The sequence below is a fragment of the Actinomadura rubrisoli genome, from assembly GCF_004349215.1.
GTDB classification, from domain to species: Bacteria; Actinomycetota; Actinomycetes; order Streptosporangiales; family Streptosporangiaceae; genus Spirillospora; species Spirillospora rubrisoli.
The window spans coordinates 1-26,169 of sequence record NZ_SMKU01000107.1 but is presented as its reverse complement, the minus strand read 5'-3'; the positions used below and the strand labels follow the sequence as shown (position 1 = coordinate 26,169).

The window sequence follows — 26,169 nt, the reverse complement described above, 5'->3', positions numbered from 1 at the left end:
CCCCTCGCCCGGCCCCGCACCCTCCGACTCCGCTTCGCCCGACCCGGGTCCGTCCGACCCGGGTCCGTCCGACCGCGAGGCCGGGTCCGATCCCGTGGCCCCGCCCGTGCCCGCGGCCGCCGGGGCGCCCGACCGGCGGCTCATGCTGATCGTCATCCTCGGCGCGCTGACCGCCGTCGCGCCCCTGTCGATCGACATGTACCTCCCCGCGCTCCCCGAGCTGGCCTCGGACCTGTCGACCGGCGCGATGCAGGCGCAGCTCACCCTCACCGCCTGCGTGGTCGGCCTCGCCGTGGGGCAGGTCATCGCGGGCCCGCTGAGCGACGCGCTCGGACGGCGCCGTCCGCTGCTGGTCGGCCTCGCCGCCTACACCGTCGCGTCGCTGCTGTGCGTCATGGCGCCGAACGTGGAGACGTTCATCGCGCTGCGGCTCGTCCAGGGCGCCACCGGGGCCGCCGGGATCGTCATCGGCCGCGCCATCATCCGCGACCTCTACGACGGGGTCGCCGCCGCCAAGTTCTTCTCGATGCTGATGCTGGTGAGCGGGCTCGCGCCGATCCTCGCGCCCGTCCTCGGCGGCCAGCTGATGCGGCTCACGCCGTGGCCCGGCGTGTTCGCCGTCCTCGCCGGGATCGGCGTGGCGCTCTACCTGGCCGCGCTGCTGCTGCTGAAGGAGACGCTGCCGCCGGAGGGCCGCGAGACCGGCGGCACCCGCGCGACGCTGGCGACGTTCCGCGAGCTGGCCGCCGACCGGGCGTTCGCCGGGTACGGGCTGGCCCTCGCGCTGTCGTTCGGCGCGATGTTCACCTACATCTCGGGCTCGCCGTTCGTCCTCCAGGACATCTACGGCATGTCACCGCAGGCGTTCAGCATCGTGTTCGGCGTCAACTCGCTCGGCATCGTGGCCGCCGGGCAGGCGAGCGGCACGCTCGCGGGACGGGTGCCGCTGGAGCGCCTGCTGGGCGCGGGCCTCGCGATCGTCGCGGTCGGCGGCGTCGGCCTGCCCGTCGCCGTCCTCGCCGGGGCCGGGCTCTGGGGCGTGCTGCCCGCGCTGTTCCTGATGACCTCGGGCCAGGGGCTGGTCATGCCGAACGCGACGGCGCTCGCGCTGGACGACCGCCCGCCGCGGGTCGCCGGGAGCGCGTCGGCGCTGCTCGGGCTGGCGCAGTTCGCGATCGGCGGGGCCGCCGCGCCGCTCGCCGGCGTCGCCGGGCCGGACACCGCCCTCCCGATGGCGGTGACGATCGCGGTGCTGTCGATCGCGGCCGTCGCCGCCGCCGCGCTCCCGGGCCGGGCGCCCGGGCCGCCACCGGGAAAGGCCGCGCCACACGACTGAACGCCGCCGCTCTCCCGGCTGAGCGGGTCATCCCGGCCGTCTTCGCGGACTAATCACCGGAGATCGGGAATCATGGGAGAAATACCGTGAGGAGGGGGTGCCGGTGAGGGGAATCCCGGAGCGCCGCGGAACCCGCGCCGCGACGCTGCTGGTCCTGGCCGCGCTGCCGGCCCTGCTGACCCCCGCGTGCCGCGTCGCGGACCAGGGGGAGCCCGAGGACGTCCCGCCCCCCGTCATGGCGTCCTCCACCCGGCACGCCAAGCCCAGCGGACGGCGGCCCGGCGTCGTCAACATCGACACCGAGCAGGCCCTGAACAGCACCCGCGCCGCCGGGACGGGCATCGTCCTGGACCCGTCCGGGCTCGTCCTGACCAACAACCACGTCATCCAGGGCGCCACCTCGATCCGGGGCACCGACACCGACAACCGCCGCTCCTACACCGCTCAGGTCGTGGGCTATGACAAATCGGGCGACATCGCCGTGATCCGCCTGACCGGCGCGTCCCGCCTCAAGCCCGCCGTGTTCGGGCCCGCGTCCGGCGTGCGCCTGGGCGACCCGGTCACCGCCGTGGGGAACGCGGGCGGGAAGGGCGGGACGCCCACCGTCGTCACCGGCCGCGTCACGGCCCTGGACCAGGCGGTCACGGCCCGCGACGAGAGCGACGGCGGCTCCGAGCGGCTCACCGGCCTGATCGAGACCAGCGCGCCGATCAAGCCGGGCGACTCCGGGGGCCCGCTGCTGAACACCGCCGGCAAGGTCATCGGAATCAACACCGCCGCGTCCGCCGGGTTCGAGCTGAAGAAGAAGGGCGCCCAGCGCGGCTACGCGATCCCCTCCGACCGGGCCCTGGAGATCGCCCGGCAGATCCAGCGCGGCGAGGCGTCCCGGACCGTCCACATCGGGCCGACCGCGCTGCTCGGCGTGAAGGTCCGCGCCAACGGCACCGCCGCCGGGGCCCTCGTCGCCGAGGTCGTCCCCGGCACGCCCGCCGACGCCGCCGGGCTCCCGGTCGGCGCCACGATCGTGTCCCTCGGCGGGCACGCGGTCGACTCCCCCATCGGGCTCACCGACCTCATGCTGGCCCACCACCCGGGCGACACCGTCCGCATCGAGTGGACGACCCCGCGGGGCCCCCGCGGGGCCGCCGACCTGCACCTCACCGACGGGCCGCCCCAGTGACCGGGGTCGCCGCCCCCAGTGACCAGGGCCCCAGTGACCGAGGTCAGGGCGCCGCGGCGTCGGCGACGGCCGCCGACCACAGGGCCAGGGCGTCGTCGATCTGCGGCTCGCTGACGACCAGCGGCGGGATCATCCGGACGACGTTCCCGAACGCCCCGCAGGTCAGCAGGAGCAGCCCGTGCCCGGCGGCGGCCTGCTGGGCGCGGGCGGCGGTGGCGGCGTCGGGCTCCCCGCCCGGGGTGGTGAACTCGCTCGCCCGCATGAGCCCCAGGCCCCGCACGTCGCCGATCACCGGATGGTCGGCGGCGACCTTGCGGAGCCCGTCGCCGAGCCGCGCGCCGAGCCGGTCGGCGGCGGCGACCAGGTCCTCGTCGCGGATCACCTCCAGCGTGGCGAGGGCGGCGGCGCAGGCGACCGCGTTGCCGCCGTAGGTGCCGCCCTGCGAGCCGGGCCAGCCGCGCTCCATCAGCGCGGCCGGCGCGGCGATCGCCGACAGCGGGAACCCGCTGGCCAGGCCCTTGGCCGAGATGAGGACGTCGGGACGGGCGCCGGCGTGCTCGTGGCCCCAGAAGCGGCCCGTCCGGCCGAAGCCGGTCTGGACCTCGTCCACGACGAGCAGGATCCCGTGCCGGTCGGCGCGCTCGCGCAGCCCTTCGAGGAAGCCGGGCGGCGCGGGGATGTAGCCGCCCTCGCCGAGGACGGGCTCGACGACGAACGCGGCGGTGTCGCGCGGGGAGCTGGCGGTGGCGAGCAGGTAGTCCAGCTCGCGCAGCGCGAACCGGGTCGCCTCCGCCTCGTCCCACCCGTACCGGTAGGACTGCGGGAACGGCGCGACGGCGACGCCCGGCATCAGCGGGCCGATCCCGGCGCGGAACTTGGTACCGGCCGTGGTGAGCGCGGCGGCGCCCATCGTCCGGCCGTGGAACGAGCCCTGGAAGACGACGATGTTCTGCCGTCCGGTGGCGTGCCGGGCCAGCCGGATCGCCGCCTCCACGGCCTCGCTTCCGCTGTTGAGGAAGAACAGGGAGTCCAGGCCGGCGGGCAGCACCTCGCCGAGCGCCTCGGTCAGGCGCAGCAGCGGCCGGTGCATGACCGTCGTGTACTGCCCGTGGACGAGCGTCGCGACCTGCTTCTGGGCGGCCTCGACCACGCGGGGGTGGCAGTGCCCGGTGCTCGTGACGCCGATCCCCGCCGTGAAGTCCAGGTACCGGCGGTCGTCGGCGTCGTACAGGTACACGCCCTCGCCGCGCTCGGCCAGGACGGGGGTGGCCTGCTTGAGCAGGGGTGACAGCTTCGCCATGGGACCCTCCCTGAGGGGGTTGTCAGGTCGTGCGGAGACGCTCGATGGAATCGGTCATGTGCTCCTCGATGAGGCGGAGCAGCCGCTCCTCCTCGCCGTCGGCGATGGCGTCCACCAGGCGGCGGTGCTCCTCGACGAGCTCGGACGGCTCGGGGTACTTGTCCTGGAGCGCGTTCAGGCACATGCGGGTCTCGACCAGCAGCGTCTGCGCCATCCGCTCCAGCCGCGGGCTGCCGGACGAGCTGACCAGCACCTGGTGGAACCTCTGGTCGGCGTCGCTCATCGCGACCCGGTCGCGCTGGCGGGCCGCCTCGACCAGGGCGTCGAGGGTCCCGGTGAGCCGCACGACCGCCTCCCCCCGGTTCCGCTCCATGATCAGCACGCAGGCGGCGCGCTCGATGGCCAGCCGGGCGAGGTAGATGTCCGCCACGTCGCCCTGGTCCAGGGTGATCACGAACAGGCCGCGGTGCGGCTCGCTGACCAGCAGGCCCTCCTGGACGAGCCGCTGCATGGCCTCCCGGAGCGGGCCGCGGCTGATCCCGAGCCGGGCGGCGAGGTCGGCCTCGCCGAGCTGCGCGCCCGGCTCCAGCGACCCGTACATGATCGCCGAGCGCAGCTCGTCCGAGACGAGCTCGACGGTCGATCTGCGCGGGACGGGTTCCAGCTCACCCAATCGGCCCATGGCAGGGCCCCTTTCGTCAGCACTGTGGGGGGATTGTCAGGGATTGTCTGGGATGTCGTGTCGGCCCGGCGAAGAGGCGGCCGAGGCCGGGACGCGGCGGGAGCCCCTCGGGGCCGGCGGCCAGGCGCAGGCCCTCCCAGACGCTCACCTGGTTGGCGGTGAGCACCGGCTTGCCGGCCCGCGCCTCCAGCTCGTCGAGCCAGGACACGGTGTGCAGGGCGGTGTCGGGGACCAGCACCGCCTCGGCGTCCGGATGGTCGTTGGCCGCGACGAACTCCAGCACCTCATCGCGGCCGAGGGTGCCGACCTCGGCGGCCGTGACGATGCCGCGGCACGACAGCGCCACCACCTCGATCCCGGCCCGGCCGAGGAACGCCCCGAACCGCTCGGCCACGTCGGACGGGTAGGTCGCCGCGACCGCCACGCGCCGCACGCCGAGCCGCCGCGCGGCGTTCACGAACGCGAACGAGGTGCTGGACGCGGGCACCCCGGCGGCCTCCCGGACGCCCTCGACCTGCGCGGCCGCGCCGTCCCAGCCGAACACGAAGCTCCCGCTGGTGCAGGCCCACACGGCGGCCCCGACGCCCAGCCCGCGCAGCGCGCGGGCGCCCTCGGCGAGCACGCCGGCGCCGCCGATGTCGAGCAGGGCGTCGACGCGGTGGGCGTCCTCGCGCATGAGGGTGTGCACGACCGGCAGGCTCACGCCGCCGAGGGCGCGCTCGATCGCGGGATAGTCGTCCTCGGCGCTGTGGCCGGGGTAGAGGAACCCGGCGCGGAGTCCGGTCTGGCGCATGTTGTCGACAATCCTACCTTCGAAGATCATGGGTCAGGCGGCCGTCGGCCGGATCAGCTGCACCAGCGACTGCCCGGGACCGGCCGCCGAGCGGCCCATGGCCCGCAGCGCCGAGCACATCGTGACCTGGTTGGCGGTGAGGACGGGCTTGCGGATCAGCTCCTCCAGCGGCGCGATGATGTCGTAGGTCGGCACGTTCGTGCAGCTGATGAACACCGCCTCGGCGTCCGGCCCGTCCACCGTCGAGACGGCGCTGACGATCTCGCCGTACCCGACCTTCCAGATGTGGCTGAGCAGCCCCATCCCGACGGACGAGACGACCGTGATGCCGTGCTCGCCGAGGAACGACACGAGCCGGTCGGTCACCGCGTCGATGTAGGGGGTGACCACCGCGACCCGCGTGGCGTTCAGCAGCCGCAGCGACTCCACCAGCGCGCCCGAGGTGGTGGCCGCCGCCGGAGCGCCCGCCGCGAGGATCGTCCCGTGCAGCCCCTGCTCGCCCGCCTTGCCGCGGATGAAGCTGCCCGATGCGCACGCGTAGGCCACGGCGAGCGGCTCGGGCGCCAGCACGTCGCGGGTCGCCTGCCGGACGATCGAGTGGTCCGACAGCGCGGTCGCCATCTCCACCGTGACCGGCACCGGGACGTACGGGAGCCGGGTCATGAACAGCGAGACGTCGTCGGGCGTCCACCGCCACAGCTCGCGGTCGAGGGCGAAGTCGAACGGCGCGACCACCCCGATGCCGTCCTGGGCGAGCAGCTCGGGTCCGACGACCAGCGTGGGGTCGAAGGTCATCTGCGGGGCCCCGCCGCTCAGGACTCGGCGCGGCGGTAGACCAGGCGCTCGCCGACGGCGCCGGACCGCCAGACGTCGTTGCACGCCTCGGCCATCCGGTCGAGCCCGTCGACGATCGTCGCGTACACGTTGCCGGGCACCCAGCCGACGTCGCCGTTCAGCAGCAGATTGTTGCGCCCGTAGAAGACGGCCAGATCGATGACGCCGGGCAGCGCGCCGATGCCCTTCTCCTCCTTGAACGCCCGGTCGAGCATGCCGCCGGCGAACGAGAAGTAGACGACGTCGCCGGGGATGGGGGTGACGGTCGGGTTCTCCAGCCCGACCTCCTCGTCCGCGAACCGCTCCACCATGGTGTAGAGCTCGTTGCGGGCGTACTTGGCGTGGTAGGCGTCGCCGCCGAGGGGCAGGGCGCGCCACACCGCCTCGCAGGTGCGCGGCGCGTCCTTGTCGAGCAGCTCGGCGACGCACGAGACGCCGCGCCGCTCCAGTGAGATGGTCATGAGCCTGGACATGCCGGACCTCCCCGTTGGGCAGGGGTGGGCGAGAGCGTCGCCACCCGAGGGACTCTTCCGTTGGAGCGCTCTGGGATCCGTCCTGGCCACTGGCAACGGTTGCGACGGTCTTGCAGCACGTGATCAGCGCGGTCACCAGGACCTCCGTTACCGCGCTGATTGTTGACAATCCTACGAACCCTTTCTAGCGTGTCAATGCCCTGGCCACTTGCCTTCCCGCTAAATTCCGGATCCCCCGAAGGGACGCCGATGGAGCCTGTCCCGCCCGTTCCCGGTGGGCCGCCCGAACTGGTGGTGCTCGTCGGGGAGGACGCGCCGCCCGGCATGGCGGCCGTGGAGCGCCTCGCGCGCGTCCGGCTCGTCCGCGAGGGCGGGCTGGCGGACGCCCTGCGCGGCGCCGAGATCGTGTTCATGTGGGACTTCCGGTCCGCGGCGCTCGCGGGGGCGTGGCCGCGCGAGGGCGGGCCGCGCTGGGTGCACATCGCGAGCGCGGGCGTGGACCGGCTGCTGTTCCCCGCGCTGGTCGAGGGCGACGCGGTCGTCACCAACTCGCGCGGCGTGTTCGACGAGCCGATCGCCGAGTACGTCCTGGGGCTGGTGCTGGCGTTCGCGAAGGACCTGCACGGGACCGTCCGGTCGCAGGGCGAGCGGCGGTGGCGGCACCGCGAGACCGAGCGGATCACCGGCGCCCGCGCGCTGGTCGTCGGCCCGGGCCCCATCGGCCGCGCGATCGGCCGCCGCCTCACCGCGGCCGGGCTGCGCGTGTCCGGAGCCGGCCGCACCGCCCGTGCCGCCGACCCCGACCTCGGCGTCGTCCACCCCATGGAACGGCTGGACGAGGCGCTCGGCGACGCCGACTACGTCGTCCTGGCGGCGCCGCTCACCGGGGAGACGCGCGGGATGATCGGCGCCGCCGCGCTGGAGCGGATGAAGCCGACCGCCCGCCTCATCAACGTGGGGCGCGGGCAGCTCGTCGCCGAGGACGACCTGGTCGCGGCGCTGCGCGCGGGCCGGATCGCGGGCGCCGCGCTCGACGTGTTCGCCGACGAGCCGCTCCCCCCGTCCTCACCGCTCTGGGACATGCCGAACGTCATCGTCTCCCCGCACATGGCGGGCGACGCGACCGGCTGGCGGGACGAGCTGGTCCGGCTGTTCGCCGAGAACCTCGACGACTACGTGCACGGCCGCCCGCTCCGCAACGTCGTGGACAAGCGGCTCGGCTATGTCGGCCCCGCGCGGACCGGCGTGAACGGGATGTCCGTCCTGGACAGGAGGAGGCAACGATGAGCGACCCGGCGGACCTGACCGCGACCGAGCTGCTGGCGGCCTACCGGGCGGGGACGCTCTCCCCGGTCGAGGCCACCGAGGCCGTCCTGGCCCGGATCGGCCGCGACGACCCGAAGGTCAACGCGTTCTGCCTCGTGGCCGCCGAGTCCGCGCTGGCCGCCGCGCGCGCTTCGGCCGACCGGTGGCGGCGCGGCGAGACCCTCGGCGCGCTCGACGGCGTGCCCGTCTCCATCAAGGACGTCCTGCTCACCCGCGGCTGGCCCACGCGGCGCGGCTCGACGACCATCGACCCGTCCGGGCCGTGGGAGGAGGACGCGCCGTCCGTCGCGCGACTCCGCGAGCAGGGCGCGGTGTTCGTCGGCAAGACCACCACGCCCGAGTTCGCGTGGAAGGGCGTGACCGACTCGCCCCTCACGGGCGTCACGCGCAACCCGTGGGACACCTCCCGCACGGCCGGCGGGTCCAGCGGCGGCGCGGCGGCGGCCGTGGCGGCCGGGATGGCCCCGCTGGCGCTCGGCACCGACGGCGGCGGCTCGGTGCGCATCCCCGCCGCGTTCACCGGCACGTTCACTCTCAAGCCGACCTACGGCCGGATCCCGCACTACCCGGCCAGCCCGTTCGGCACGCTCGCGCACGTCGGCCCGATGACCACCAGCGTGGCGGACGCGGCGCTGCTGCTCGACGCCGTCTGCGGCGCGGACGGCCGGGACTGGTCGTCGCTCCCGCCGCCCGGCGCCCCGTTCAGCGGCACGGCGCCTGCCGGCACGGCGCCCGCCGGCACGGGCCCAGGCGACCTGACCGGGTTGCGCGTCGCGTTCAGCCCCGACCTCGGGTTCGCCTCCGTCGACCCGGACGTGGCGGCGCTCGTGGCCGCCGCGGCGGAGGTCTTCGCCGAGCTGGGCGCCAAGGTCGAGCAGGCCGACCCGGGCTTCGGCGACCCGGTCGCCGACTTCGAGGCCCTGTGGTTCGCCGGGGCCGCCAAGGTCGTGGAGCATCTCGGGCCGCAGGACCGCGCGCGGCTCGACCCGGGCCTGCTGGAGATCTGCGAGCAGGGCGCCCGGCTCTCGGCCGTCGGCTACCTCACCGCCACCGCGCGCCGCATGGAGCTCGGCCGGACCATGGGCCTGTTCCACGAGCGGTACGACCTGCTGCTCACGCCGACCCTGCCGATCGCCGCGTTCGAGGCGGGCGCCGAGGTGCCGCCGGGCTCCCCGTCCCGCCGCTGGACGGGCTGGACACCGTTCACCTACCCGTTCAACATGACCCAGCAGCCCGCCGCGAGCCTGCCGTGCGGCTTCACGGCGGAGGGGCTCCCGGCCGGGCTGCAAGTGGTCGGCGCACGCCACGCCGACGCCCTCGTCATGAGCGCCTGCCTGGCCTACGAACACGCCCGTCCGTGGAAAGCCAAGCGGCCGGTGCTGTAGCCGGGCGCGGTCCGTCTCAGTCGAAGGTGATGACGGAGCGGCCGCGGTGGGTGCCCTCGGTCATCTCGGCCAGGACGCGGGGGGCGTCGTCCAGCTTGACGGGGGTGACCTCCGGGAGGATCCCGTGCGTGGCGGCGAACGCGAGGGTGTCGCGCAGGTCGTGCGGGGCGCCCGACGGCGAGCCCATCACGCGCTTGCGGCCGAGGACGAGGGGCATCGGCGGCACCGACAGCTCGCCCTGGTCGAAGCCGAGGATCTGCAGCGTGCCGTCCGGGCGGAGCCCGCCGAGCGCGGCCTGCGCGGTGGCGGTGCTGGGCGCGGTGTTCATCACCAGGTCGGCGCCGCCCCAGGCGGTGAGCGCCTCTGCCGGGTCCTGCTCGTCGGTGGCGACGAACAGTTCGGCGCCCAGCGCGCGCGCCTCGCCCTCCGCGCGCCGCGAGCGGGAGACGACGGCGACCCGGGCGCCGATCGCCGCCGCGAAGCGGACGGCCATCGTGCCGACGCCGCCCGTCCCGAGCACGGCGACCTTCGACCCGGCGGCGGCGCCGCCCTGCCGGAGCCCGTTGAAGGCGGTGACGCCGGCGCACATCAGCGGCGCGGCGGCGACCGGGTCCAGGCCGCTCGGGAGCGGGGTGAGGAACCCGGCGCGGGCCACGAAGTACTCCTGGTAGCCGCCGTCGTGGTTGATGCCCGTGGCGTGATTTGGGCCGGTGCAGAGCATCTCGTCACCGCGGATGCAGTAGTCGCAGTGCCCGCAGGACGCGTAGAGGAACTGTGCCCCGACCCGGGTGCCAGGCTCAGGCCAGTCGACGCCCTGGCCGAGCGCGGCGACCACGCCGCTGATCTCGTGACCGGGGACGACCGGGAAGCGGGCGAACGGGTAGTGCCCGCGGAACTGGTTGACCTCGGAGAAGCACATCCCGCAGGCGGTGACCCGGACGAGGATCTCACCGGGGCCCGGCTCGGGCATGTCGCGCTCGACGAGGTCGAGGGGCTTCTCCGGGGCCGCGAGGACGGCGCTGCGCATGGCTGGTTCCTCTCGTGTTTCATCTCAAGTGGCACTAGCGACGATATACGAATCCCTGTAGTAGCGCTATAGAAGCTGATGGCCCGATGATGTCGTCCGGAGGCGTTCCCCCTGCTGGATGGCCCATATCGGCGTTCGGTAAATTTCTGTAACATCGATGTTGTGACAGCGCAGAAGGACCTCGACACCCGGGACCGGATCCTGCGGGCCGCCGCGCGGCTGCTCGCCGAGTCGGACGGCGAGCCCGTCTCGACGCGGGCCGTCTGCACCGCGGCGGGCGTCGGCGCCCCGACCCTGTACCACCACTTCGGCGACAAGCGCGGGCTGTTCGACGCCGTCGCCGCGCTCGGGTTCGAGGAGTACCTGGCGGGCAAGCGGGCGCAGGAGCGCACCGGCGACCCGGTCGAGGACCTGCGCCGCGGCTGGGACCTGCACGTGGAGTTCGGGCGCACGCGCCCCGCGTTCTACGCGCTGATGTACGGCTCGCCCCGCACGCCGCCCGTCGCGGACGAGGCGTTCGGCATGCTGGTCGGCCTCGTCGAGGCGGTGGCCGACGCCGGGCGGCTGCGCGTGCCCGTCGCCACCGCCGCGCGCATGATCCACGCCTCCGGGATCGGGGTCACGCTGGCGCTGATCGCCGAGGACGGCCGCGCGGGCACCGGCGGCGGGGACGGCGGCGAGGTGTCGGCGCGGGTCCGCGAGGGCGTCCTCGCGGCGATCACCGTCCCGGACGAGGCCCCGGCGGACGGGCCCGGGGAGGACGGGCGCGCCTCGTCCGCCGCCCGCGCGGTGGCGTTGCGCGCCGCGCTGGCCGCCGACCCGCCGGCCGTCCTGTCGGCGTCCGAGACGGCCCTGCTCGGCGACTGGCTGGACCGGATCGCCGGCCCCCGCTGACCGCGCGCCGCGCCGATGAGTACGGGCCGCGCCGGTGGTCTGCTCCAGGACCGCACACAACAGAAAGTGGATCGATGGCCGACCTGCACGACATCCTGGAGCCCTACGTCGAAGGCGGATCGATCCCGGGAGCGGTGGGCCTGATCGCCCGCGGCGACCGGATCGAGGCGGCGGCCGTCGGCTCGCTGGCCGTCGGCGGCGCTCCGATGGCCCGCGACTCCCTCTTCCGCTTCGCCTCGATCACCAAGCCCGTCACGGCCGCGGCGGTCATGGCGCTGGTCGAGGACGGCCGGATCGCGCTGGACGACCCGGTCGGCCGGTGGCTGCCGGAACTGGCGGACCCGAAGGTCGTCCGCACGCCCGCCAGCGCCGTGGACGACGTGGTCCCGGCCGTCCGTCCGATCACCGTGTTCGACCTGCTCACCTCGCGCGCGGGGTACGGCTTCGCGTCCGACTTCACGCTGCCCGCGGCCCAGCGGCTCTTCCCGGTGCAGAAGGACGGACGGGAGCCGCGGACCTTCCCCGAGCCGGACGTGTGGATGGCCGAGCTCGCCCAGGTCCCGCTGCTGTACCAGCCGGGCGAGGGGTGGCTGTACGACACCTGCTCCACCCTCCAGGGCGTGCTGGTCAGCCGCGTCTCCGGCCAGGCGCTGCCCGATTTCCTGGCCGAGCGGGTGTTCGAACCGCTGGGCATGGCGGACACCGCGTTCGAGGTCCCCGCCGCCAAGCGCGACCGGTTCACCAGCTACTACCGGACCGGCCAGGACGGCGGGCTCGTACTAGCGGACGGTCCCGACGGGCAGTGGAGCACGTTGCCCGCCTTTCCGCTGGGCAACGGCGGGCTGGCCGGGACCGCCGACGACTGGCTCGCGTTCGGCCGGATGCTGCTGGACGGGGGCGCCGGCCCCGGCGGCTGCCGGATCCTGACCGCCGACTCGGTGCGGCTGATGACCACCGACCACACCACCCCGGCCCAGCGCGAGATCGGCGCGCTGTTCCTGGAGGGGCAGGGCTGGGGCTTCGGCGGCGCGGTCGACGTCGCGTCCGTCGACCCGTGGAACGTCCCGGGGCGCTACGGCTGGGTCGGCGGCACCGGGACCACGGCGCACATCGTCCCGTCCACCGGGACGGTCGCCATCCTGCTCACGCAGGTGGGGCTGGACAGCCCGGTCCCCGCCACGTGGCTGCGGGACTTCTGGCGGTACGCGGCCGGCGCCTGAGTCCGGAGGCGGCACCCCGGCCGCAAGCCCGCCCCGCGCCGACCCCGGCGGGCCGCGCTCAGTCCTTCTCGCCGCGCTCCTTGAGCTCCCCGCGCTCCTTGAGCTGCTGCTTGCGCAGCCGCTTGTCCTGCCTGCGGGCCTTGCGCTTGACGTTCACGCCGCCCCAGAACGCCAGCCCCGACACGACGACCCGGGGCGCCCCGGGAGTGCCCGGGCCGCTCGCGCCGTCGTCGAAGCCGCCCATGATCCCGATGCCCTTGACGTGGACGGCGACGTCCTCGGGCGCGACGATGTCGATCCCGCCCATCAGGGCCCACGCGCGGATCCGCACCTCGGCCTCCTCGAACCGGGCCTCGCGCAGGTCGATCTTGCCGCCGCCCCAGAACGCGAACGCGGTGAACCGGCCGGGGACGTTCCACACGCCCGTCCGCCGGAACGCTCCCATGATCGCGATACCGATCCGCCAGGACGGGGCGTCCACCGCGGGCCGGTAGTCCGGCGCCCCCGTCGCGAGCGGGGCCGGGTGCGGCCTCGTCCCGCCCGCCGGCAGGTCGCGGGTGATGGGCTCCAGCTCGGCGTAGGTCTTGGCCGCGTACACCGCGTCCAGCCGCTCGTCGAGCTCCTCCAGGGTCAGCCGCCCGTCGCCCGCCGCGTCCCGCAGCACCTGCGCGACCCGCTCGCGGTCCCCGTCGGACGCGCGCATCTCGGACGGCATAGGCGTTCCAGGCGTTCCGGGACGGTCCGGGAGGTTCGTCATGGACCGAGCCTAGTCCAGCCGCCGTCGCCCGCGAGGTCATCCCGCACGCGCGGGCCAGGAGGGTCTGGCGCCCCTGCCATCACGGCCCGGACGGTTCGAGGCGGACGACGACGGACTTCGACGTCGGGGTGTTGCTGATCTCGGCGGTGCTGTCCAGCGGGACCAGCACGTTCGTCTCGGGGAAGTAGGCCGCCGCGCAGCCCCGCGCCGTCGGGTAGGCCACGGCGCGAAAGCCGGGCGCGCACCGCCCGGCGCCGTCGGCCCACTCCGAGTGCAGGTCCACCATCGCGCCGTCCTCCAGCCCGAGGGCGGCCAGGTCGGCCGGGTTGACGAACACCACGCGCCGTCCCGCCTTGATGCCGCGGTAGCGGTCGTCCAGACCGTAGATGGTGGTGTTGTACTGGTCGTGGCTGCGGACGGTCTGCAAGAGCAGCCGCCCCTCGGGGACCCGCAGCACCTCCAGCCCGTTCACCGTGAGGTTGGCCTTGCCGGTCGCGGTCGGGAAGCGGCGCTCGTCGCGGGGCGCGTGCGGCAGCGTGAAGCCGCCCGGCTCGCGGATCCGCTCGTTGTAGCGCTCGAAGCCGGGGACGACCCGGGACACGTGGTCGCGGATCACGTCGTAGTCGCGCTCCATCGCGTCCCAGCCGATGCCGGACCCGGGCAGCACCGCCTTCGCGAGGCGGCAGACGATGGCCACCTCCGGCAGCAGGTGCGGGGAGGCCGGGGCGAGCCGTCCGCGCGAGGCGTGCACCATGCCCATCGAGTCCTCGACGGAGACGAACCGGGCGCCGGACTCCCGCTCGTCGCGCTCCGTCCGGCCGAGCGTCGGCAGGATCAGCGCCCGCTCGCCGGTCACCGCGTGCGAGCGGTTCAGCTTGGTGGAGACCTGCGCGGTCAGCCGGCAGCTCCGCAGCGCCGCCTCGGTGACCGCCGAGTCGGGGGTGGCGCGGACGAAGTTGCCGCCCATCCCGAGGAACACCTTCGCCTTGCCGTCGCGCATGGCGCGGATCGCGTCCACGGTGTCCAGGCCGTGCTCGCGCGGCGGCGCGAAGGAGAACTCGGCGGCCAGGGCGTCCAGGAACGCGGGCGCGGGCTTCTCGTAGATGCCCATCGTCCGGTCGCCCTGCACGTTGGAGTGGCCGCGGACGGGGCAGACGCCCGCGCCGGGGCGGCCGATGTTGCCGCGCAGCAGCAGGAAGTTGACGACCTCGCGGATCGTCGGCACGGAGTTGCGGTGCTGCGTCAGGCCCATCGCCCAGCAGACCACGATGCGCTTGGCCGCCAGGACGTCGCCGAGCGTCGCGGCGATCTCGTCCCGGGTCAGGCCGGTCGCCTCCAGCACGTCGTCCCAGTCCAGGCCGAGGACGTGCTTCTGGAACGCCTCGAAGCCGTGGGCGTGGGCGTCGAGGAACTCACGGTCGAGCGCGTCCGGGGCGTCCGACTCCAGCAGCAGCCGGTTGAGCGCCTGGAACAGGGCCAGGTCGCCGTTCAGGCGGATCTGGAGGAACCGGTCGGCCAGCGCCGTGCCCCGCCCGGTGACGCCGGACGGGCGCTGGGGGTTCTTGAACCGCATCAGCCCGGCCTCGGGCAGCGGGTTCACGGCGACGATCCGGGCGCCCTCCTTCTTGGCGCGTTCCAGTGCCGACAGCATCCGCGGATGGTTGGTGCCCGGGTTCTGCCCCACGACGAAGATCAGGTCGGCCTGGTACAGGTCGTCCAAGAGCACCGAGCCCTTGCCGACGCCGATCGTCTCGTTCAGCGCCGACCCGGACGACTCGTGGCACATGTTGCTGCAGTCGGGCAGGTTGTTCGTGCCGAACGCGCGGGCGAAGAGCTGATAGGCGAACGCGGCCTCGTTGCTGGTGCGGCCCGAGGTGTAGAAGAGGGCCTCGTCCGGGGAGTCCAGGCCGTTCAGCTCGGACGCCAGGACGCCGAACGCCTCGTCCCACGACACCGGCTCGTAGTGCTCGGCCCCGGCCCGCAGGATCATCGGCTCGGTCAGCCGGCCCTGCTGCCCGAGCCAGTGGTCGGAGCGCTCCGCCAGCTCCGCGACGGTGTGGCGGGCGAAGAACTCCCGGGTGATCCGCCGGGTGGTCGCCTCCTCCGCGACGGCCTTCGCGCCGTTCTCGCAGAACTCCGCCATGTGCCGGTGGTCGCCCTCCGGCCAGGCGCAACCGGGGCAGTCGAAGCCCTGCATCTGGTTGACGCGCAGCAGCGTCAGCGCGGTGCGGCGCACCCCCATCTGGTCGTAGGACTGGCGCAGCGCCGCCGTGACGCCCGGCACGCCCGCCGCCCACGCCTTCGGCTTCGACACCTCCAGGCCGGAGTCGTCGAAGTCACCGGACGGCGCCTTGCGGCTCATCACTCACATCCTCGGAGTCGGGGGGTCACTGCCGCTATTTTCGCACGTCCGGGCCCCACGGCCACCGTCCGGGATACCGCTGGGCAGACGCGAGACCCCGGCAAGCGCGGCGACGACGGGCGCCTCGTCACGGACCGTGACCGCTTGACTCGATCAGCATGTCTCCTTCGTGCTCACGGATTCGACCTCCTGGCCGTTCCACTTCCCCTTGGCCGTGGCCACGTGCGGCTTCGACCGTCCGCCGGGGCAGTTCCGCCAGTCGGTGCTGACGCTGACCTCGCCTTTGCCGCACTTCCACCCGGTGTCCGCGATGGTGCTCCAGCGCGGGGGCTTGTCCGTCCGCCTGCGCTTCAAGATCACTTGTACGCAGACGTCGCTACGGCCCGAGGACAGGTCCTGAATGGCACCTCCGGCACGGATGCGGTTGCCGTCGATGTCGATGTCAACCGAGAGGCGATGCTTCCCGGCCACCGCCGACGCTCCGGGGGCCTGCGCTTCGGCGGACGCCGCGGGCGCTGCCACGACGGCGGCGGCGATCAGCGCTAAAAGGGTCCTGGAAAGGGGCTTCATGCGATTCACCTGCCGACGTTGAGGTGATCGCCTCAGCGAGTGAGGCACTGCTCCTTGAGCCGGCCGCGCTCAACCCCATCGGCGACGCGACCGCGCCCCCTGTCTACGTCCGCGAAGGCTGTCCAACAATCCCCGATCACTCCGATTGGCACGGGTGACCGTATCCGGACACGCTCCGGGCGCGGTGAGCACGGCTGACAACTTAGTGACTGTTGGGTAGCCGAGCTGCCACGGGACACGGCCTGCCGCTGGTACAGCGCTTGGGGCCAGGACGGCACGTGGGTCCAGATCCACGACCGGCTGCGCGAGCGGGTGCGGATCGCCGACGGACGCGACCCCCGGCCGTCGGCGATGCTGGACGCCCAGTCGATCAAGCCCAGCGAGGGAGGCGAACAGCGTGGGTTCGACATGGGCCGCCTGGCCGCCGCCTTCGGCTCGGTGGCCCTGGTGCGGGCCGACGGCGGCTACGCCAACAAGATCGACAACAGCCTGCTGAGCTGGGCGTAGGAGAACCTCAGGCTCGTGATCGAGATCGTCAAGCGCAGCGACGACATCCTTGACACGTCGAGTGTTCCACCGGCCGGACGCTTCGCCGTGGTGAGTCCGTCCGTCAAGGCCGCGCTCCTCAAGCATGACAAGTTCATCGCTTCGGCCTACGGGTCGGCTGCCCCAGCTCGACCCGGCGGGACCGTTCACAGAAACAGGCGTTGTCGGGCCTCTACAAGGAGTCCCGGTAGTCGGCCCACTGCTGCGCGGATGTCGCCATCGCGGCAAGCCATGGCGCGTCGGGACTTCGGTCGGCGAATCGGCGGTACATGTGCCGGTTGGCGGTGGCGAACGCGCTGATTGCTTGGGGGTCGGCGTTGGTCCATGCGGGACAGTGGGCCGCCCATGTTTCGGCGGCCTGGGGGCTGTGCCCGGCCGCTACCAACTGCACGACCAGACAGGCCGGGTCGATGAATGCGGCGCCGCGTGTAGGCCACGACCAGTCCACCGCCCACGTGGCCCCATCCCCGATCAACAGGTTGTCGGGGTTGATGTCGGTGTACAGCAGTGATCGCCCCTGGAACCGGTCCGCGTCGGTGGCGAAGCGGTCCCATCGCGTCTCTGGCCAGTCGTGAGCGATCTCGGGGAGGTCAAGGACACCGATGCGGTTGATGATGTCGATGATTGCGGGCAGGTCTGCCGACCCCGGCGTGAAGTCCGCCGAGCGCCCGTCCACAACTTCGAACCCGAGCGCGATCCACGCCTGGTCCTCGGCCTTCCACAGCGAAGCCGGGGATAGGGACCGCACGTAGGGGTTGACCAGTCCTTCCCGGACCAGGGAGTCACGACGGCCGCCCGGCCGGTTGGGGACGGCCTTGACAAAGAACGGCCCGTTCTCGCACTCGACTATGGCTGTGACAGCCGAGTTGTTGCCACGCGAGGTAGGCCGCACACCCGTCACGTCCCCGGTATGCGGGCGGATCAGCGCGGTGAACTCTGGCCCGGGAAGGCCGGCACTCACGAATCCCTCACGTCCTTGTGGTCACGCCCGGGGGGTGCATCCACTACCCGGAGACCCCGGACTGCATTCCTCGTCAGGATCACAGGCACCACCCAAGCGAGCGACAGCCCGGATGGAGGCGTTGGCCTCGGCCATGGCAGCACCGCCGAGGATATCGGCCAACGCAGCGTCTTGGATGTTCCCCACGCTCATCCACTGCGACATGACACACGGGGAGACGTCACCGGTCGGGCCGATCGTGGCCTTGCCGCTGCCGCACCGCCCGCACAGCTGGGCCATGTCGGGAGCCTGCCCCCTGGCCCCCCGCCCGAAGGCACGGACCTTGTCGACTCGGATGTCGGCAACGCCCAGAATCTCCAGGTCCGCCCGTGCCTGACTGACACGCTGTGTGTCACCGATGTCGATGATCCCGACACGCAGCGGGACACCGAGCCGGACGGCCTTCTCAATGTTGGCCCGCGTCCGCTGGTGGCTCGGGCGACCCGTGATCGCGTTGTGCTGCTCGGCATCGTCGGAGTAGTACGAGGTGGCGACCGACACCCCGGCGCGCTGCAACAGCTCCCACCAGGTGTCGGAGACGTGGACCAGGTTGCTGAACACCTCGACCCGCAGGCCCAGTGGCAGGGCGTAGCCGACCAGGTCCGGAGCGTCCGGGTGCATCGTCGGCTCGCCGCCGATGAGCTGTACGGCGCGTACACCGCACCCGGCGGCCTGGGCCAGGACACGCGTCCAGTCCGCGCGGGTCATCGTCCCGTGCGTGCCTTCCGGCCCCGACTCATTGAAACAGTGCGCGCACTTGAGCTGGCACTTTCGAGTCAGGTCCAGCCACAGCAGCCGGGGAACGGCTGTCTGTGTTGGAGGTTCGAGAGCAACGGTCACGGCTTCCTCCTCATGAAGCCTTCGGCGCGGCCGGTTGCCACGCTTGAACCTCCGGACGGCGGCGAGGTGAGGGTCGAACGAGACCCGCCACCACCGCCCGGAGGGGTCTAGGTGCCGGGTTCGGTGCCGTCGTCTTGCGCAGCCAGCTCGGCAGCTGCAACTCGGCGTAGGCGTGAACCTCGGTGCAGCCTCCGAAAAGGCGCCGGCCCCAGCGCACCAGATCGGGCCCCAGCACATAACCGAACAAAGCCCCGAACCCCACGCATACAGCCCCGAACAACAAAAGAAGTCGAAAGACCTCGCCCAGCTCGCCCGGCATCAGGGACGCACCCACCGCTGAACACCGACCGCACGCCCGACAACATCGGCAACGCCGTCCACGTCATCAACCGTCCCGATCGTGGCCCCCGACTCCGCCCAGGTGAACCACCAGCAACGGTCAACGAAGTCCGCGCTGACCTCCACGGACCGGCGCGGCACCTCGGCGTTGATCACCAGCAAAACCGGCGAACCCTCGCGCGGAACCACACCGCACGACATCCCGCCATGCCTACGCACAGCCGCATCAAGCTCATTCAGGAACGAACGGCGCTCACCCGTGGGCATCGGCTCGTCGGCGGTTGTCCTTGCATGTCGGGGGGCGGCGAAGCTCATGACCAGGACGCTAAGAGCCCGGTCATGCTGGAGGCTAGGAAGTTGCAGATTGTTGCAGCAGTTCGTCCCGGACCTGAAGGATCAGGTCCCGCGCCTCGTCACCGAAGAGCGCGGCGTGGCGCATCTCGTTGAACACCGTAGCGTAGATGGCGATTTCTTCGGCGCGTGTAATGTCAAGTGTCGCCGTGAGTGTCTCAACTTTGACAAGTTCGTCGTCGAAGATCCAAAACGCCGTCTGGGTGTGCGCACCCATACCGGCACTCGCGGGAATTATACCGATCGAGACATTAGGCAGTGCCCTCGCCGCGATTACGCGATCAAGCTGTTCAAGCATCGTCTCGATTGAGCCTATGCGACTACGCAATGCCTGTTCCGCCAAAAGGAAGACGAACCGGTGATCCCCCTCGCGCAGAATGCGCTGACGCGCCAGGCGGGCAGCAGTTGCCGCTTCACGGTCGTCGGGTAGGTCGAGTAGACGAACCCAGTAGGCCATACTCTCCGTTGAGTACGCGGACGTTTGCAGTAGACCCGGAATGCTCCAATGCTCATGTACACGAAACAGCCTAGTCCGCGCATAAAGTGGCTCGATGACTTCCTGGAGTCGGCGGAGGCCGGTTCGAGCCTGCTTGCGCCACTCCCGATACATGGTCTCAACTGCACGAGCCTGGACGATCAAATCTTGAATCTGCTCGTCCGCATCACAAGCGGAACACCACGCGCGAATGTCTGCGTCAGATAGTCCCTGTTTCCCGTGCTCGACACGGGACACCTTCGTGTAGTGCCACCCTGTCAGTTCGGCGAGTTGACGACCTGACAGGCTGGCATCCTTACGGATCTCGCGCAGGCGGGCACCGAAGGCTTCCTTGGCCTGCTGGGCTGGACTGGTCACCGCTCAGGCAGGCTTGTACTCGCTGTGCGGAGCCGCCTTGCCCCATACGGCATCGAACGCGTTGCGGCAAAGCTCGATGTCATGAGGTTCGGTCGAGGTTGTGAAATCTATGTTTCGTCCGTTGCCGTCGTAATGATGGAAGACAACGAGGTGGTTGTCGAACATCCAGAAGTCATTGCCCGGGAAAGCGATGGAAGATACATGACGTCGCGGCATCCATCGAACTTCCGAACCTGCATCAAGATGTGGCTGCATAATGCTGTGCGACCATCGCTGGTAATCAGATAGCGGTTCGGAGACTACGTGAACGCGACGAAAGGACTTCCCATTACGAACACCTTCTCGTACGAGGTCACACCAGTCGCGCAGCCATTCGAGATCGTCACGTTCTCCGGCCGCCCATTTCGCCATATGAGGAAGCTCGATCTCTGTCCCGTACGAGTCGCGCATCTCAAGGTGGATGGCTTCATGATCGAACCTGGTGAAGAGAGCGTTGAACTCCTCGTACGAGAGTCCCATCAATCGCCTTTCTGGAAGAAGAACGGCACGAGTCGATCGGGGATCTCGCAAGCGATCTCCCCTTCCGGGATATTCATCTTGGCCAGAACGTCCGGATCAGTGATGACCCATCCCTGAATCACCCAGCTACCCCGGTCGGTCTTGTAGAGCGTCGGGGAGCCCTGAGGCTGAGAGTCCGGGTCAATGGCCACGAGCGTAATCTCCATGAACACTCCCTGTCCTCCGAGGTGCGCGATGTTGCGCCCCTGCGAGCCTCCGACACGGCGTCATGGGTGTCAAGGGCTGGAAGGAGGCCAGGCACGCGACAGCCGAATCCCCATAGCCCCCACTCGATCCCCACGGATGGGGCTCCATCAGCCTCCAAAGAACCGAAGGTAGGGCCCCTGCGATCCTGCCCTCTACCTGCGCAGACACCTCCGGATCGACACTAGACCGGAACAGGCTCCAGGCAGCCAGAACCCCCTCGTTAATCCGACAACTCCGAAACCATGATCAAGATCGCGATGATCCGGTTGATGGCCACCCGCCTCGCCGGCGAACAGGTCCGCTGGAGCAACCGATCAGCCGATCCGACAACGTAGTCAGCCGGCCACCCAACAGTCACTAAGCCGTGACGAGGCTGGCAACGGGAAGATGTCGGGGCCAGGTGGCAAGGCTCCCCCTGAGCGTCGCGGCCCCGGGGTAGAGAACGCGCACCGAGGGTCGCACCCTCCACGGGCGCGCGGGGAGGGAGACTCAGACCGGGCTTTGCGTGCTGGAAGACGGGACGGTTGTCACTGCTAAGCACCGTAAGACCGAGACGAACGCCCTGTACTGGTGCTGACCGAACTGAACGATGCCACCGCTGACAGCGTGATCTTGGAGCTGCTGGACCGCGACGTCCCCGTGATCCGGCTCGACCCCGGCGTGGACTTCCCCGATGCCGTGACGTTCTCCGCACACCTTGGCGAGTCCGCCTGGTGGACTGGGAGCTTGACAACCCCAACCAGGTGGCTCGACCTGTCCTCCGTCAGAGCCGTCTACAGGCGGCGGCCGAACCGGCACACACACTCTCCGAACCTGGAGGCCCAAGAGGCGCGGTTCGCTGCACGGGAAGCCCGCGAGGGGTTCGGCGGAGTGCTGGCTAACCTGCCCGGCTGCCTCTACGTCAACCACCCTGACGCCAACCGGACCGCCGAACCGAAGGTGCGTCAGTTGGCCGTCGCCGCCGAGCTCGGTCTTACGGTCCCGCCGACCGTGGTGACCAACGACCCCCACCAGGCCCGCGCATTTGCTCGGACGCGCGGACAGGTGATCTACAAGCCGCTCAACCACGTTCGGCACCTGACCCCGGAGGGTGAGCCACTGACGATCTGGACCCAATCCGTTCACGCCGATGAGCTGGACGAGGAGACCGGGGCACCGATCTCGGCGGCCTTCGCTGATCTACTCAGGAGGGGCGCGTGACAACCACAGACCAGCGCATTGACCAACTGGCCGACGCCTTGGAGGCGTCCGGCGACCTGTCCGACCCTACATGGCGGCGGACCATGCACGTGGTTCCCCGGCACCTGTTCGTCCCGGAACGCGGGTACGCCCTGCCTTGCCGCTACGACCTCGGCCCGGCCGAGCACGTCATCGACAAAGCGGCCGACCCGGAGCAGTGGTGGGCAGCCGTCTACTCCGACATGTCGATCATCACACAGCGCGACGACGGGGCATCCGACCCCACAGACCCCGAAGGCTCCGCATCGTCCTCGATCTCCGCCCCCGGCATCGTCTTCCCCTTCCTCGAACTTCTTGGCCCTACCAAGGGGGAACGCATCCTGGACATTGGCACCGGAACCGGCTGGACGGCCGCGCTGCTGTCCGACCGAGTGGGGGCGGAGAACGTCACCAGCGTGGAGATTGACCCGGCGGTTGCCGCACAGGCCGCCGAGAACCTTCGGGCAGCGGGGCACACGCCGACGCTGATCGTGGGCGATGGGTTTGAAGGGTGGCCGCAAGGTGCGCCCTACGACGGCATCCACGTGACCGCCGGAGTCAGCGACATCCCCCATGCGTGGGTGAAGCAGCTACGCCCCGGCGGGCGAGCAGTGATGCCTTGGATGCCCGAGGGGCTCGGCGGGTTTCAGGTGAAGCTGACCGTCAACCCTGACGGTCACGGCATCGGCACCATCCACGGGCGGGCCGGATACATGCTGCTGCGCTCGCAACGCTCGTCCTCGTACTGGAAGGAACACCACCGCGGCGAAGCCCAGGTGACCACGACCGAGCTGCCTCCCAAGGCGATCGAGGACGCCGGGGACGGGGCCGAACTCGCTCTGATCATGAACGTGCCTGATCTGTTCGTGATTCGGATGCTCATGGGTGACGGCACCATGTCCTACCGGCTGGCGGTGGTGGGTGACCCGGACGGGCCTTGGGCGTCCATCGACTCCAGCCCGACCGGCGAGAACACCGTCACCCAGTACGGCGACCGGCGTTTGTGGGATGAGGCTGAGAACGCCTTCACGTGGTGGCGTGAAAAAGGGGCACCAGGGGCCGAACGCTTCGGCCTGCTGGTCACCGAGGAGGGCACCCGCCTGTGGCTGGACGATCCGCCAAAGGCGTAGAAGCGGGAACCGCAGACTGGCCGCCCGTGAGGCTGATTCCGCCGATCCCGAAGGTTCACGGCTCCTTCCTCATCGCGGTCGCCGAGCACCGCGATGAGGGGGATACCCGGACGTCTGGGTCCGGTACGACCAGCCTGGCCCCGACCGCTTCGGCGACGGCTGGGAAGAGGGCTGCGCGGTCGTCTACCCCCGAGGGGGCCTACAGGTCGTGTGAACCCGCGCGGATCGCCCCGACGAGCCCCGTGAACGCCGCACGACTGAAACCCAGCACGGGCCCGTCCGGGTCCCTGGAGTCCCGCACAGCCACCACGGGGACGAGGCTCGCCACCTCGACGCACTCCCCGCCATGCTCATCGCTGCGACTGCTCTTCCGCCACTGGGCGCCTGACAGATCTAAGGCCATGCCTCTGACTGTAACCGGACACGCTCTGGGCGCACACCACGCCCCGCCGGTCACGATGATCGACGGGGCGCTGGCGCATGTAGGGGCCTACAGGTTGTGCGAGCCCGCCCGGATCGCTCCAATGAACGCCGTGAACGCCGTACGACTGAAACCCAGCACGGGGCCGTCAGGGTCCGTGGAGTCCCGCACAGCCACCACGGGGGCGAGGGCGGCGACCTCGACGCAAGACCCGCCATGTTCGTCACTGTGAGTGCTCTTGCGCCACTGGGCGCCTGACAGATCTAGGGTCATGCCTCAAGCCTCTCTATCGCTCGGCGAATCAAAGTTCGCGACTGGTCCACTGGAAGCGCACGGCCCCGCAGCGAGTCATACCGTAGGACATGACGCGCAATCCGGACAGGGTCTTGGATCAGCAGACCCTCGCCTGACGACTCGGTATAGACGACGCTACTACCGTCCTCGAACCCTAGAATATAGAACTCTCCGCCCAGTCCTGGATAGAAACCGGTGGTTGAGGGCACCACTTCGAGCTGTATTCGTGGCCGCTCCATTAGGTCGAGAAAGAATCTGAATTGACCCAGCATAATTTCGGGACTACCGACAATTCTATTCAATGCGGCTTCGTCCATGACAAAATAGCCATGGGCGCGATCAAGAACTTCCTTGCGCTTCATCCTTTCCTGAACCAACTCTTCCGCCACGTCGGGGGACTGGTTAGTGCCGAGAATCGCTCGCGCATAGTCTTCAGTCTGAAGTATTCCGTTGACCAAAGTTGGATTGAAATTCTTGAGTGACTCTGCGCGGTGTTCGCACTTGAGATACTCCGGGAAGCCGGGTGGGATCACGGAGTATTGCCGGGTTTCAAGGATGCGTTCCCGTAGCCGCCCGAACAGCCCGTTGGTCTTGAAGTAGGTGTCGAGCGCTTCGGCGAACTCCTCGGACGGGATGTTCTTGCACAGCTCGACCTGGCCGACGTAGGAGTCGGTGAACCCCAGAGCATCGGCGAGTTGCTTCTTATTGAGTCCAGCGTTAGTCCGCCAAAACTGCAACTCGCGGGCGAAAGTGACGATGGCGGGGGCCTCGTACGGCTCGGACACTGCGGGCATTGTGGGGGCTCCGGGGGTGTACCTGATCAGCGGGTTCGGACGATCTCGTCGGGGGTCGAATGACGGTAGTTCGAGGGCGCTTTCCAGCCTACCCCCGCGCTGTGAAGCTGGTCACGCTGTTCCGGCGACTCGACTTAATGTAATGGTCTGTCGGTTTCATCCGGAATGGCAAAGCGGGGCATGCGCCACTGAAACGGACAACCGGTGCGGCAGCATCAGGGGCGTATGCCCTCCGCCCAACCTGAAACGGAGGTTCGACTATGGGCAAGGGCGACGAAGTGGACGGAGCGGGCATGAGTGAACGCTTCGACGGGACCGAGCATCCCCACGCCTACGCGCAGCTCGGTGCTCTGATGAACCAGCTGCAGGGCCGGGGCTTCAAGTCCAAGCTCGGCCGTGACTCGCTCGTGGTCGGTGGAATCGTTGGCACCATCACCTGTAAGCCGCGGCCCACCGACGCCGACCGGTTGTGGTTTCTGGACGGCTCCGGGGAGCCGATCGCGCAGGCCGACCACATCGTTGACGCCGCGGTGATCATCGCTGCGGGTCTGGACAGGCCGGCCGTCACACCGTACGGGCCGATGGACGCCCTTTACGCCGCGGTGCGGCGGCGGATCCCGCAGGTCAACGCGCGCTGCGAGTCGGTCCCTCAGACCTCGTGGCTGGAGGGGGCCAAGGCGGCGGGCAACCACCTGCACGTCTCCTACCAGGGCGAGAAACGTCGGATCTCCTGGGACGAGAGCGCCGAGAGTTATGTGTGGTCGACCGGCCCTGACACCGGCGGCCGGTTGTCGGTGGATGTGGAGCAGGCGGCCGAGCGGATCGCGTGGGCGCTCGGCGCGCCGGTCTCCGCCGACCCGACCGCAGGGGGGTAGGCGGGCCGATGACGGTGGGTGCGGTAGCCCGTAGCGCAGAGTGAGCGCCGCGCCCACCCGTTCGCGCGGCCGCCGCTCGGCCCTGGACGGGGGCTTTCGGAGCGAAGCCGCGCGACCGGCACGGGCTCCTGGCTGGGGAGCGTGGAGCCCGTGCCCGCCGCCCGGTCGGCATACCCCCTGCCGGCCGGGCGGCCCCACAAACGGCGCGGCGGCACCGAGCGACCCCCGACGCGCGTGCCGCCGCGCCCCACCAGGAGAGGACCATGACCACCGACACGCCCGACGCCGCAGCACACCACGACCTCCAGCACGCCATCGCCGCCTACCAACTGCTCATGGACGAGATCGTCCCCGAATCGCAGTACTGGCAGGGCAAACGCGAGGATCCCGACAAGATCCGCTACCTCGGCGACATCATCACCCGCGCCGCCGCCCGCGCACGCGAGCGGCGGCGGACCGCCTAGAGCCGGGCGGCGGGCCGGGGTACCCCCGAGACCTGGCCCGCCGCCCTTCCAGACGCCGTGGCCCCAAGCCTTATGTGCGATGAGGTCCTGGGGCCGTGGTCTGGCGGCCGTTGGTCGGGGTCAAGGGGTGTGGATGGGCG

General features: G+C 70.8%; 29 protein-coding genes. 11 read left to right on the top strand and 18 right to left on the bottom strand.

All coding sequences use genetic code 11. The features are described from left to right. On the top strand, nucleotides 1–1,336 hold a 1,336-nt coding region (locus E1298_RS20700; RefSeq protein WP_341770634.1), incomplete at its 5' end, for a multidrug effflux MFS transporter. A gap of 103 nt (nucleotides 1,337–1,439) precedes the next feature. Then, on the top strand, nucleotides 1,440–2,516 hold the full coding sequence (locus E1298_RS20695; protein WP_131895694.1) for a S1C family serine protease: 1,077 nt from the start codon (nucleotides 1,440–1,442) through the stop codon (nucleotides 2,514–2,516). Nucleotides 2,517–2,559: 43 nt separating this feature from the next. On the opposite strand, the gene E1298_RS20690 is transcribed toward E1298_RS20695, so the two are convergent. The 5 genes from E1298_RS20690 to E1298_RS20670 are packed head-to-tail and all read right to left on the bottom strand — an operon-like array spanning nucleotide 2,560 to nucleotide 6,586. Next, the gene (locus E1298_RS20690; RefSeq protein WP_131895692.1) at nucleotides 2,560–3,816 is read right to left on the bottom strand and encodes an aspartate aminotransferase family protein; all 1,257 of its coding nucleotides are present in this window, start codon (nucleotides 3,814–3,816) and stop codon (nucleotides 2,560–2,562) included. Between the two features lie 22 nt (nucleotides 3,817–3,838). Further along, nucleotides 3,839–4,498 (bottom strand): GntR family transcriptional regulator, encoded by a 660-nt coding sequence (locus tag E1298_RS20685; RefSeq protein ID WP_131895690.1) that lies wholly within the window; start codon nucleotides 4,496–4,498, stop codon nucleotides 3,839–3,841. Nucleotides 4,499–4,514: 16 nt separating this feature from the next. Beyond that, nucleotides 4,515–5,291, bottom strand: a complete 777-nt coding sequence (locus tag E1298_RS20680; protein WP_131895688.1) for a maleate cis-trans isomerase family protein — start codon at nucleotides 5,289–5,291, stop codon at nucleotides 4,515–4,517. A 33-nt stretch (nucleotides 5,292–5,324) separates the two neighbouring features. Further along, nucleotides 5,325–6,086 (bottom strand): maleate cis-trans isomerase family protein, encoded by a 762-nt coding sequence (locus E1298_RS20675; protein WP_131895686.1) that lies wholly within the window; start codon nucleotides 6,084–6,086, stop codon nucleotides 5,325–5,327. A gap of 17 nt (nucleotides 6,087–6,103) precedes the next feature. Then, the gene (locus E1298_RS20670) at nucleotides 6,104–6,586 is read right to left on the bottom strand and encodes a DUF3830 family protein (protein WP_207944756.1); all 483 of its coding nucleotides are present in this window, start codon (nucleotides 6,584–6,586) and stop codon (nucleotides 6,104–6,106) included. A gap of 261 nt (nucleotides 6,587–6,847) precedes the next feature. Here E1298_RS20670 and E1298_RS20665 point away from each other — a divergent pair, with 261 nt between their 5' ends. Both E1298_RS20665 and E1298_RS20660 read left to right on the top strand, forming a co-directional pair. Further along, nucleotides 6,848–7,885, top strand: a complete 1,038-nt coding sequence (locus tag E1298_RS20665; protein ID WP_131895682.1) for a D-2-hydroxyacid dehydrogenase — start codon at nucleotides 6,848–6,850, stop codon at nucleotides 7,883–7,885. Next, a complete protein-coding gene (locus E1298_RS20660; RefSeq protein WP_131895680.1) occupies nucleotides 7,882–9,309 on the top strand; it encodes an amidase in 1,428 nt (475 codons plus the stop codon). The genes E1298_RS20665 and E1298_RS20660 overlap by 4 nt, the downstream gene beginning before the upstream one ends. Before the next feature lie 16 nt (nucleotides 9,310–9,325). Here the strand turns inward: E1298_RS20660 and E1298_RS20655 are convergent, their stop codons facing one another. Further along, nucleotides 9,326–10,336 carry an alcohol dehydrogenase catalytic domain-containing protein gene (locus tag E1298_RS20655; RefSeq protein ID WP_131895678.1) on the bottom strand — a complete coding sequence of 337 codons (1,011 nt, stop codon included), beginning with the start codon at nucleotides 10,334–10,336 and terminating at the stop codon, nucleotides 9,326–9,328. A gap of 162 nt (nucleotides 10,337–10,498) precedes the next feature. On the opposite strand from E1298_RS20655, the gene E1298_RS20650 reads away from it, so the two are divergent. Next, nucleotides 10,499–11,230: a TetR/AcrR family transcriptional regulator gene (locus tag E1298_RS20650; RefSeq protein ID WP_131895676.1), complete on the top strand. Its 732-nt coding sequence runs from the start codon at nucleotides 10,499–10,501 to the stop codon at nucleotides 11,228–11,230. A 74-nt stretch (nucleotides 11,231–11,304) separates the two neighbouring features. Further along, nucleotides 11,305–12,450: a serine hydrolase domain-containing protein gene (locus E1298_RS20645; RefSeq protein ID WP_131895674.1), complete on the top strand. Its 1,146-nt coding sequence runs from the start codon at nucleotides 11,305–11,307 to the stop codon at nucleotides 12,448–12,450. A 58-nt stretch (nucleotides 12,451–12,508) separates the two neighbouring features. On the opposite strand, the gene E1298_RS20640 is transcribed toward E1298_RS20645, so the two are convergent. From E1298_RS20640 to E1298_RS20630, 3 genes are all read right to left on the bottom strand, one after another. Then, nucleotides 12,509–13,207, bottom strand: a complete 699-nt coding sequence (locus E1298_RS20640) for a DUF1707 SHOCT-like domain-containing protein (protein ID WP_243725704.1) — start codon at nucleotides 13,205–13,207, stop codon at nucleotides 12,509–12,511. Between the two features lie 79 nt (nucleotides 13,208–13,286). Then, nucleotides 13,287–15,569 (bottom strand): FdhF/YdeP family oxidoreductase, encoded by a 2,283-nt coding sequence (locus E1298_RS20635; protein ID WP_131895672.1) that lies wholly within the window; start codon nucleotides 15,567–15,569, stop codon nucleotides 13,287–13,289. Nucleotides 15,570–15,722: 153 nt separating this feature from the next. Continuing rightward, the gene (locus E1298_RS20630) at nucleotides 15,723–16,139 is read right to left on the bottom strand and encodes a hypothetical protein (protein WP_131895670.1); all 417 of its coding nucleotides are present in this window, start codon (nucleotides 16,137–16,139) and stop codon (nucleotides 15,723–15,725) included. 312 nt (nucleotides 16,140–16,451) lie between these two features. Here E1298_RS20630 and E1298_RS20625 point away from each other — a divergent pair, with 312 nt between their 5' ends. Then, entirely contained in the window at nucleotides 16,452–16,646 is a 195-nt protein-coding gene (locus E1298_RS20625; protein WP_131895668.1) for a hypothetical protein, read from the top strand. A 211-nt stretch (nucleotides 16,647–16,857) separates the two neighbouring features. Here the strand turns inward: E1298_RS20625 and E1298_RS20620 are convergent, their stop codons facing one another. The 6 genes from E1298_RS20620 to E1298_RS20595 all read right to left on the bottom strand — a co-directional run bounded on the left by E1298_RS20620 (nucleotide 16,858) and on the right by E1298_RS20595 (nucleotide 20,793). Next, nucleotides 16,858–17,646: a hypothetical protein gene (locus tag E1298_RS20620; protein WP_131895666.1), complete on the bottom strand. Its 789-nt coding sequence runs from the start codon at nucleotides 17,644–17,646 to the stop codon at nucleotides 16,858–16,860. 21 nt (nucleotides 17,647–17,667) lie between these two features. Next, entirely contained in the window at nucleotides 17,668–18,525 is an 858-nt protein-coding gene (locus tag E1298_RS20615; protein ID WP_243725703.1) for a radical SAM/SPASM domain-containing protein, read from the bottom strand. 318 nt (nucleotides 18,526–18,843) lie between these two features. Next, nucleotides 18,844–19,179, bottom strand: a complete 336-nt coding sequence (locus E1298_RS20610; protein ID WP_131895662.1) for a hypothetical protein — start codon at nucleotides 19,177–19,179, stop codon at nucleotides 18,844–18,846. Between the two features lie 34 nt (nucleotides 19,180–19,213). Then, on the bottom strand, nucleotides 19,214–20,068 hold the full coding sequence (locus E1298_RS20605) for a helix-turn-helix domain-containing protein (protein WP_131895660.1): 855 nt from the start codon (nucleotides 20,066–20,068) through the stop codon (nucleotides 19,214–19,216). 3 nt (nucleotides 20,069–20,071) lie between these two features. Continuing rightward, the gene (locus E1298_RS20600; protein WP_207944755.1) at nucleotides 20,072–20,587 is read right to left on the bottom strand and encodes a DUF6879 family protein; all 516 of its coding nucleotides are present in this window, start codon (nucleotides 20,585–20,587) and stop codon (nucleotides 20,072–20,074) included. After that, nucleotides 20,587–20,793: a hypothetical protein gene (locus E1298_RS20595; protein WP_131895656.1), complete on the bottom strand. Its 207-nt coding sequence runs from the start codon at nucleotides 20,791–20,793 to the stop codon at nucleotides 20,587–20,589. The genes E1298_RS20600 and E1298_RS20595 overlap by 1 nt, the downstream gene beginning before the upstream one ends. A 610-nt stretch (nucleotides 20,794–21,403) precedes the next feature. On the opposite strand from E1298_RS20595, the gene E1298_RS20585 reads away from it, so the two are divergent. Continuing rightward, nucleotides 21,404–22,033: an MvdC/MvdD family ATP grasp protein gene (locus E1298_RS20585; RefSeq protein WP_131895654.1), complete on the top strand. Its 630-nt coding sequence runs from the start codon at nucleotides 21,404–21,406 to the stop codon at nucleotides 22,031–22,033. Next, nucleotides 22,030–23,181 carry a methyltransferase domain-containing protein gene (locus E1298_RS20580; protein ID WP_243725702.1) on the top strand — a complete coding sequence of 384 codons (1,152 nt, stop codon included), beginning with the start codon at nucleotides 22,030–22,032 and terminating at the stop codon, nucleotides 23,179–23,181. Before E1298_RS20585 ends, E1298_RS20580 begins: the two co-directional genes overlap by 4 nt. A gap of 199 nt (nucleotides 23,182–23,380) precedes the next feature. Here the strand turns inward: E1298_RS20580 and E1298_RS20575 are convergent, their stop codons facing one another. The 3 genes from E1298_RS20575 to E1298_RS20565 all read right to left on the bottom strand — a co-directional run bounded on the left by E1298_RS20575 (nucleotide 23,381) and on the right by E1298_RS20565 (nucleotide 24,681). Continuing rightward, a complete protein-coding gene (locus tag E1298_RS20575) occupies nucleotides 23,381–23,584 on the bottom strand; it encodes a DUF397 domain-containing protein (protein WP_131895652.1) in 204 nt (67 codons plus the stop codon). An 87-nt stretch (nucleotides 23,585–23,671) separates the two neighbouring features. Beyond that, on the bottom strand, nucleotides 23,672–23,875 hold the full coding sequence (locus E1298_RS20570; RefSeq protein ID WP_131895650.1) for a DUF397 domain-containing protein: 204 nt from the start codon (nucleotides 23,873–23,875) through the stop codon (nucleotides 23,672–23,674). Next, nucleotides 23,872–24,681: a helix-turn-helix domain-containing protein gene (locus E1298_RS20565; protein ID WP_165975573.1), complete on the bottom strand. Its 810-nt coding sequence runs from the start codon at nucleotides 24,679–24,681 to the stop codon at nucleotides 23,872–23,874. Before E1298_RS20565 ends, E1298_RS20570 begins: the two co-directional genes overlap by 4 nt. Before the next feature lie 302 nt (nucleotides 24,682–24,983). Between E1298_RS20565 and E1298_RS20560 the strand changes: the two genes are divergently transcribed. Further along, nucleotides 24,984–25,565 carry a hypothetical protein gene (locus E1298_RS20560; protein ID WP_131895646.1) on the top strand — a complete coding sequence of 194 codons (582 nt, stop codon included), beginning with the start codon at nucleotides 24,984–24,986 and terminating at the stop codon, nucleotides 25,563–25,565. A 263-nt stretch (nucleotides 25,566–25,828) separates the two neighbouring features. Further along, nucleotides 25,829–26,029: a hypothetical protein gene (locus E1298_RS20555; RefSeq protein ID WP_131895644.1), complete on the top strand. Its 201-nt coding sequence runs from the start codon at nucleotides 25,829–25,831 to the stop codon at nucleotides 26,027–26,029. The last annotated feature ends 140 nt before the right edge of the window (nucleotides 26,030–26,169 follow it).

Bases quoted from the DNA above. Each gene is read 5' to 3' on its own strand.
- E1298_RS20690 (WP_131895692.1), bottom strand. From the start codon at position 3,816: ATGGCGAAGCTGTCACCCCTGCTCAAGCAGGCCACCCCCGTCCTGGCC.
- E1298_RS20685 (WP_131895690.1), bottom strand. From the start codon at position 4,498: ATGGGCCGATTGGGTGAGCTGGAACCCGTCCCGCGCAGATCGACCGTC.
- E1298_RS20680 (WP_131895688.1), bottom strand. From the start codon at position 5,291: ATGCGCCAGACCGGACTCCGCGCCGGGTTCCTCTACCCCGGCCACAGC.
- E1298_RS20675 (WP_131895686.1), bottom strand. From the start codon at position 6,086: ATGACCTTCGACCCCACGCTGGTCGTCGGACCCGAGCTGCTCGCCCAG.
- E1298_RS20670 (WP_207944756.1), bottom strand. From the start codon at position 6,586: ATGACCATCTCACTGGAGCGGCGCGGCGTCTCGTGCGTCGCCGAGCTG.
- E1298_RS20665 (WP_131895682.1), top strand. From the start codon at position 6,848: ATGGAGCCTGTCCCGCCCGTTCCCGGTGGGCCGCCCGAACTGGTGGTG.
- E1298_RS20660 (WP_131895680.1), top strand. From the start codon at position 7,882: ATGAGCGACCCGGCGGACCTGACCGCGACCGAGCTGCTGGCGGCCTAC.
- E1298_RS20655 (WP_131895678.1), bottom strand. From the start codon at position 10,336: ATGCGCAGCGCCGTCCTCGCGGCCCCGGAGAAGCCCCTCGACCTCGTC.
- E1298_RS20645 (WP_131895674.1), top strand. From the start codon at position 11,305: ATGGCCGACCTGCACGACATCCTGGAGCCCTACGTCGAAGGCGGATCG.
- E1298_RS20640 (WP_243725704.1), bottom strand. From the start codon at position 13,207: ATGACGAACCTCCCGGACCGTCCCGGAACGCCTGGAACGCCTATGCCG.
- E1298_RS20635 (WP_131895672.1), bottom strand. From the start codon at position 15,569: ATGAGCCGCAAGGCGCCGTCCGGTGACTTCGACGACTCCGGCCTGGAG.
- E1298_RS20630 (WP_131895670.1), bottom strand. From the start codon at position 16,139: ATGAAGCCCCTTTCCAGGACCCTTTTAGCGCTGATCGCCGCCGCCGTC.
- E1298_RS20610 (WP_131895662.1), bottom strand. From the start codon at position 19,179: ATGAGCTTCGCCGCCCCCCGACATGCAAGGACAACCGCCGACGAGCCG.
- E1298_RS20600 (WP_207944755.1), bottom strand. From the start codon at position 20,587: ATGGGACTCTCGTACGAGGAGTTCAACGCTCTCTTCACCAGGTTCGAT.
- E1298_RS20595 (WP_131895656.1), bottom strand. From the start codon at position 20,793: ATGGAGATTACGCTCGTGGCCATTGACCCGGACTCTCAGCCTCAGGGC.
- E1298_RS20575 (WP_131895652.1), bottom strand. From the start codon at position 23,584: ATGGCCTTAGATCTGTCAGGCGCCCAGTGGCGGAAGAGCAGTCGCAGC.
- E1298_RS20570 (WP_131895650.1), bottom strand. From the start codon at position 23,875: ATGACCCTAGATCTGTCAGGCGCCCAGTGGCGCAAGAGCACTCACAGT.
- E1298_RS20560 (WP_131895646.1), top strand. From the start codon at position 24,984: ATGAGTGAACGCTTCGACGGGACCGAGCATCCCCACGCCTACGCGCAG.
- E1298_RS20555 (WP_131895644.1), top strand. From the start codon at position 25,829: ATGACCACCGACACGCCCGACGCCGCAGCACACCACGACCTCCAGCAC.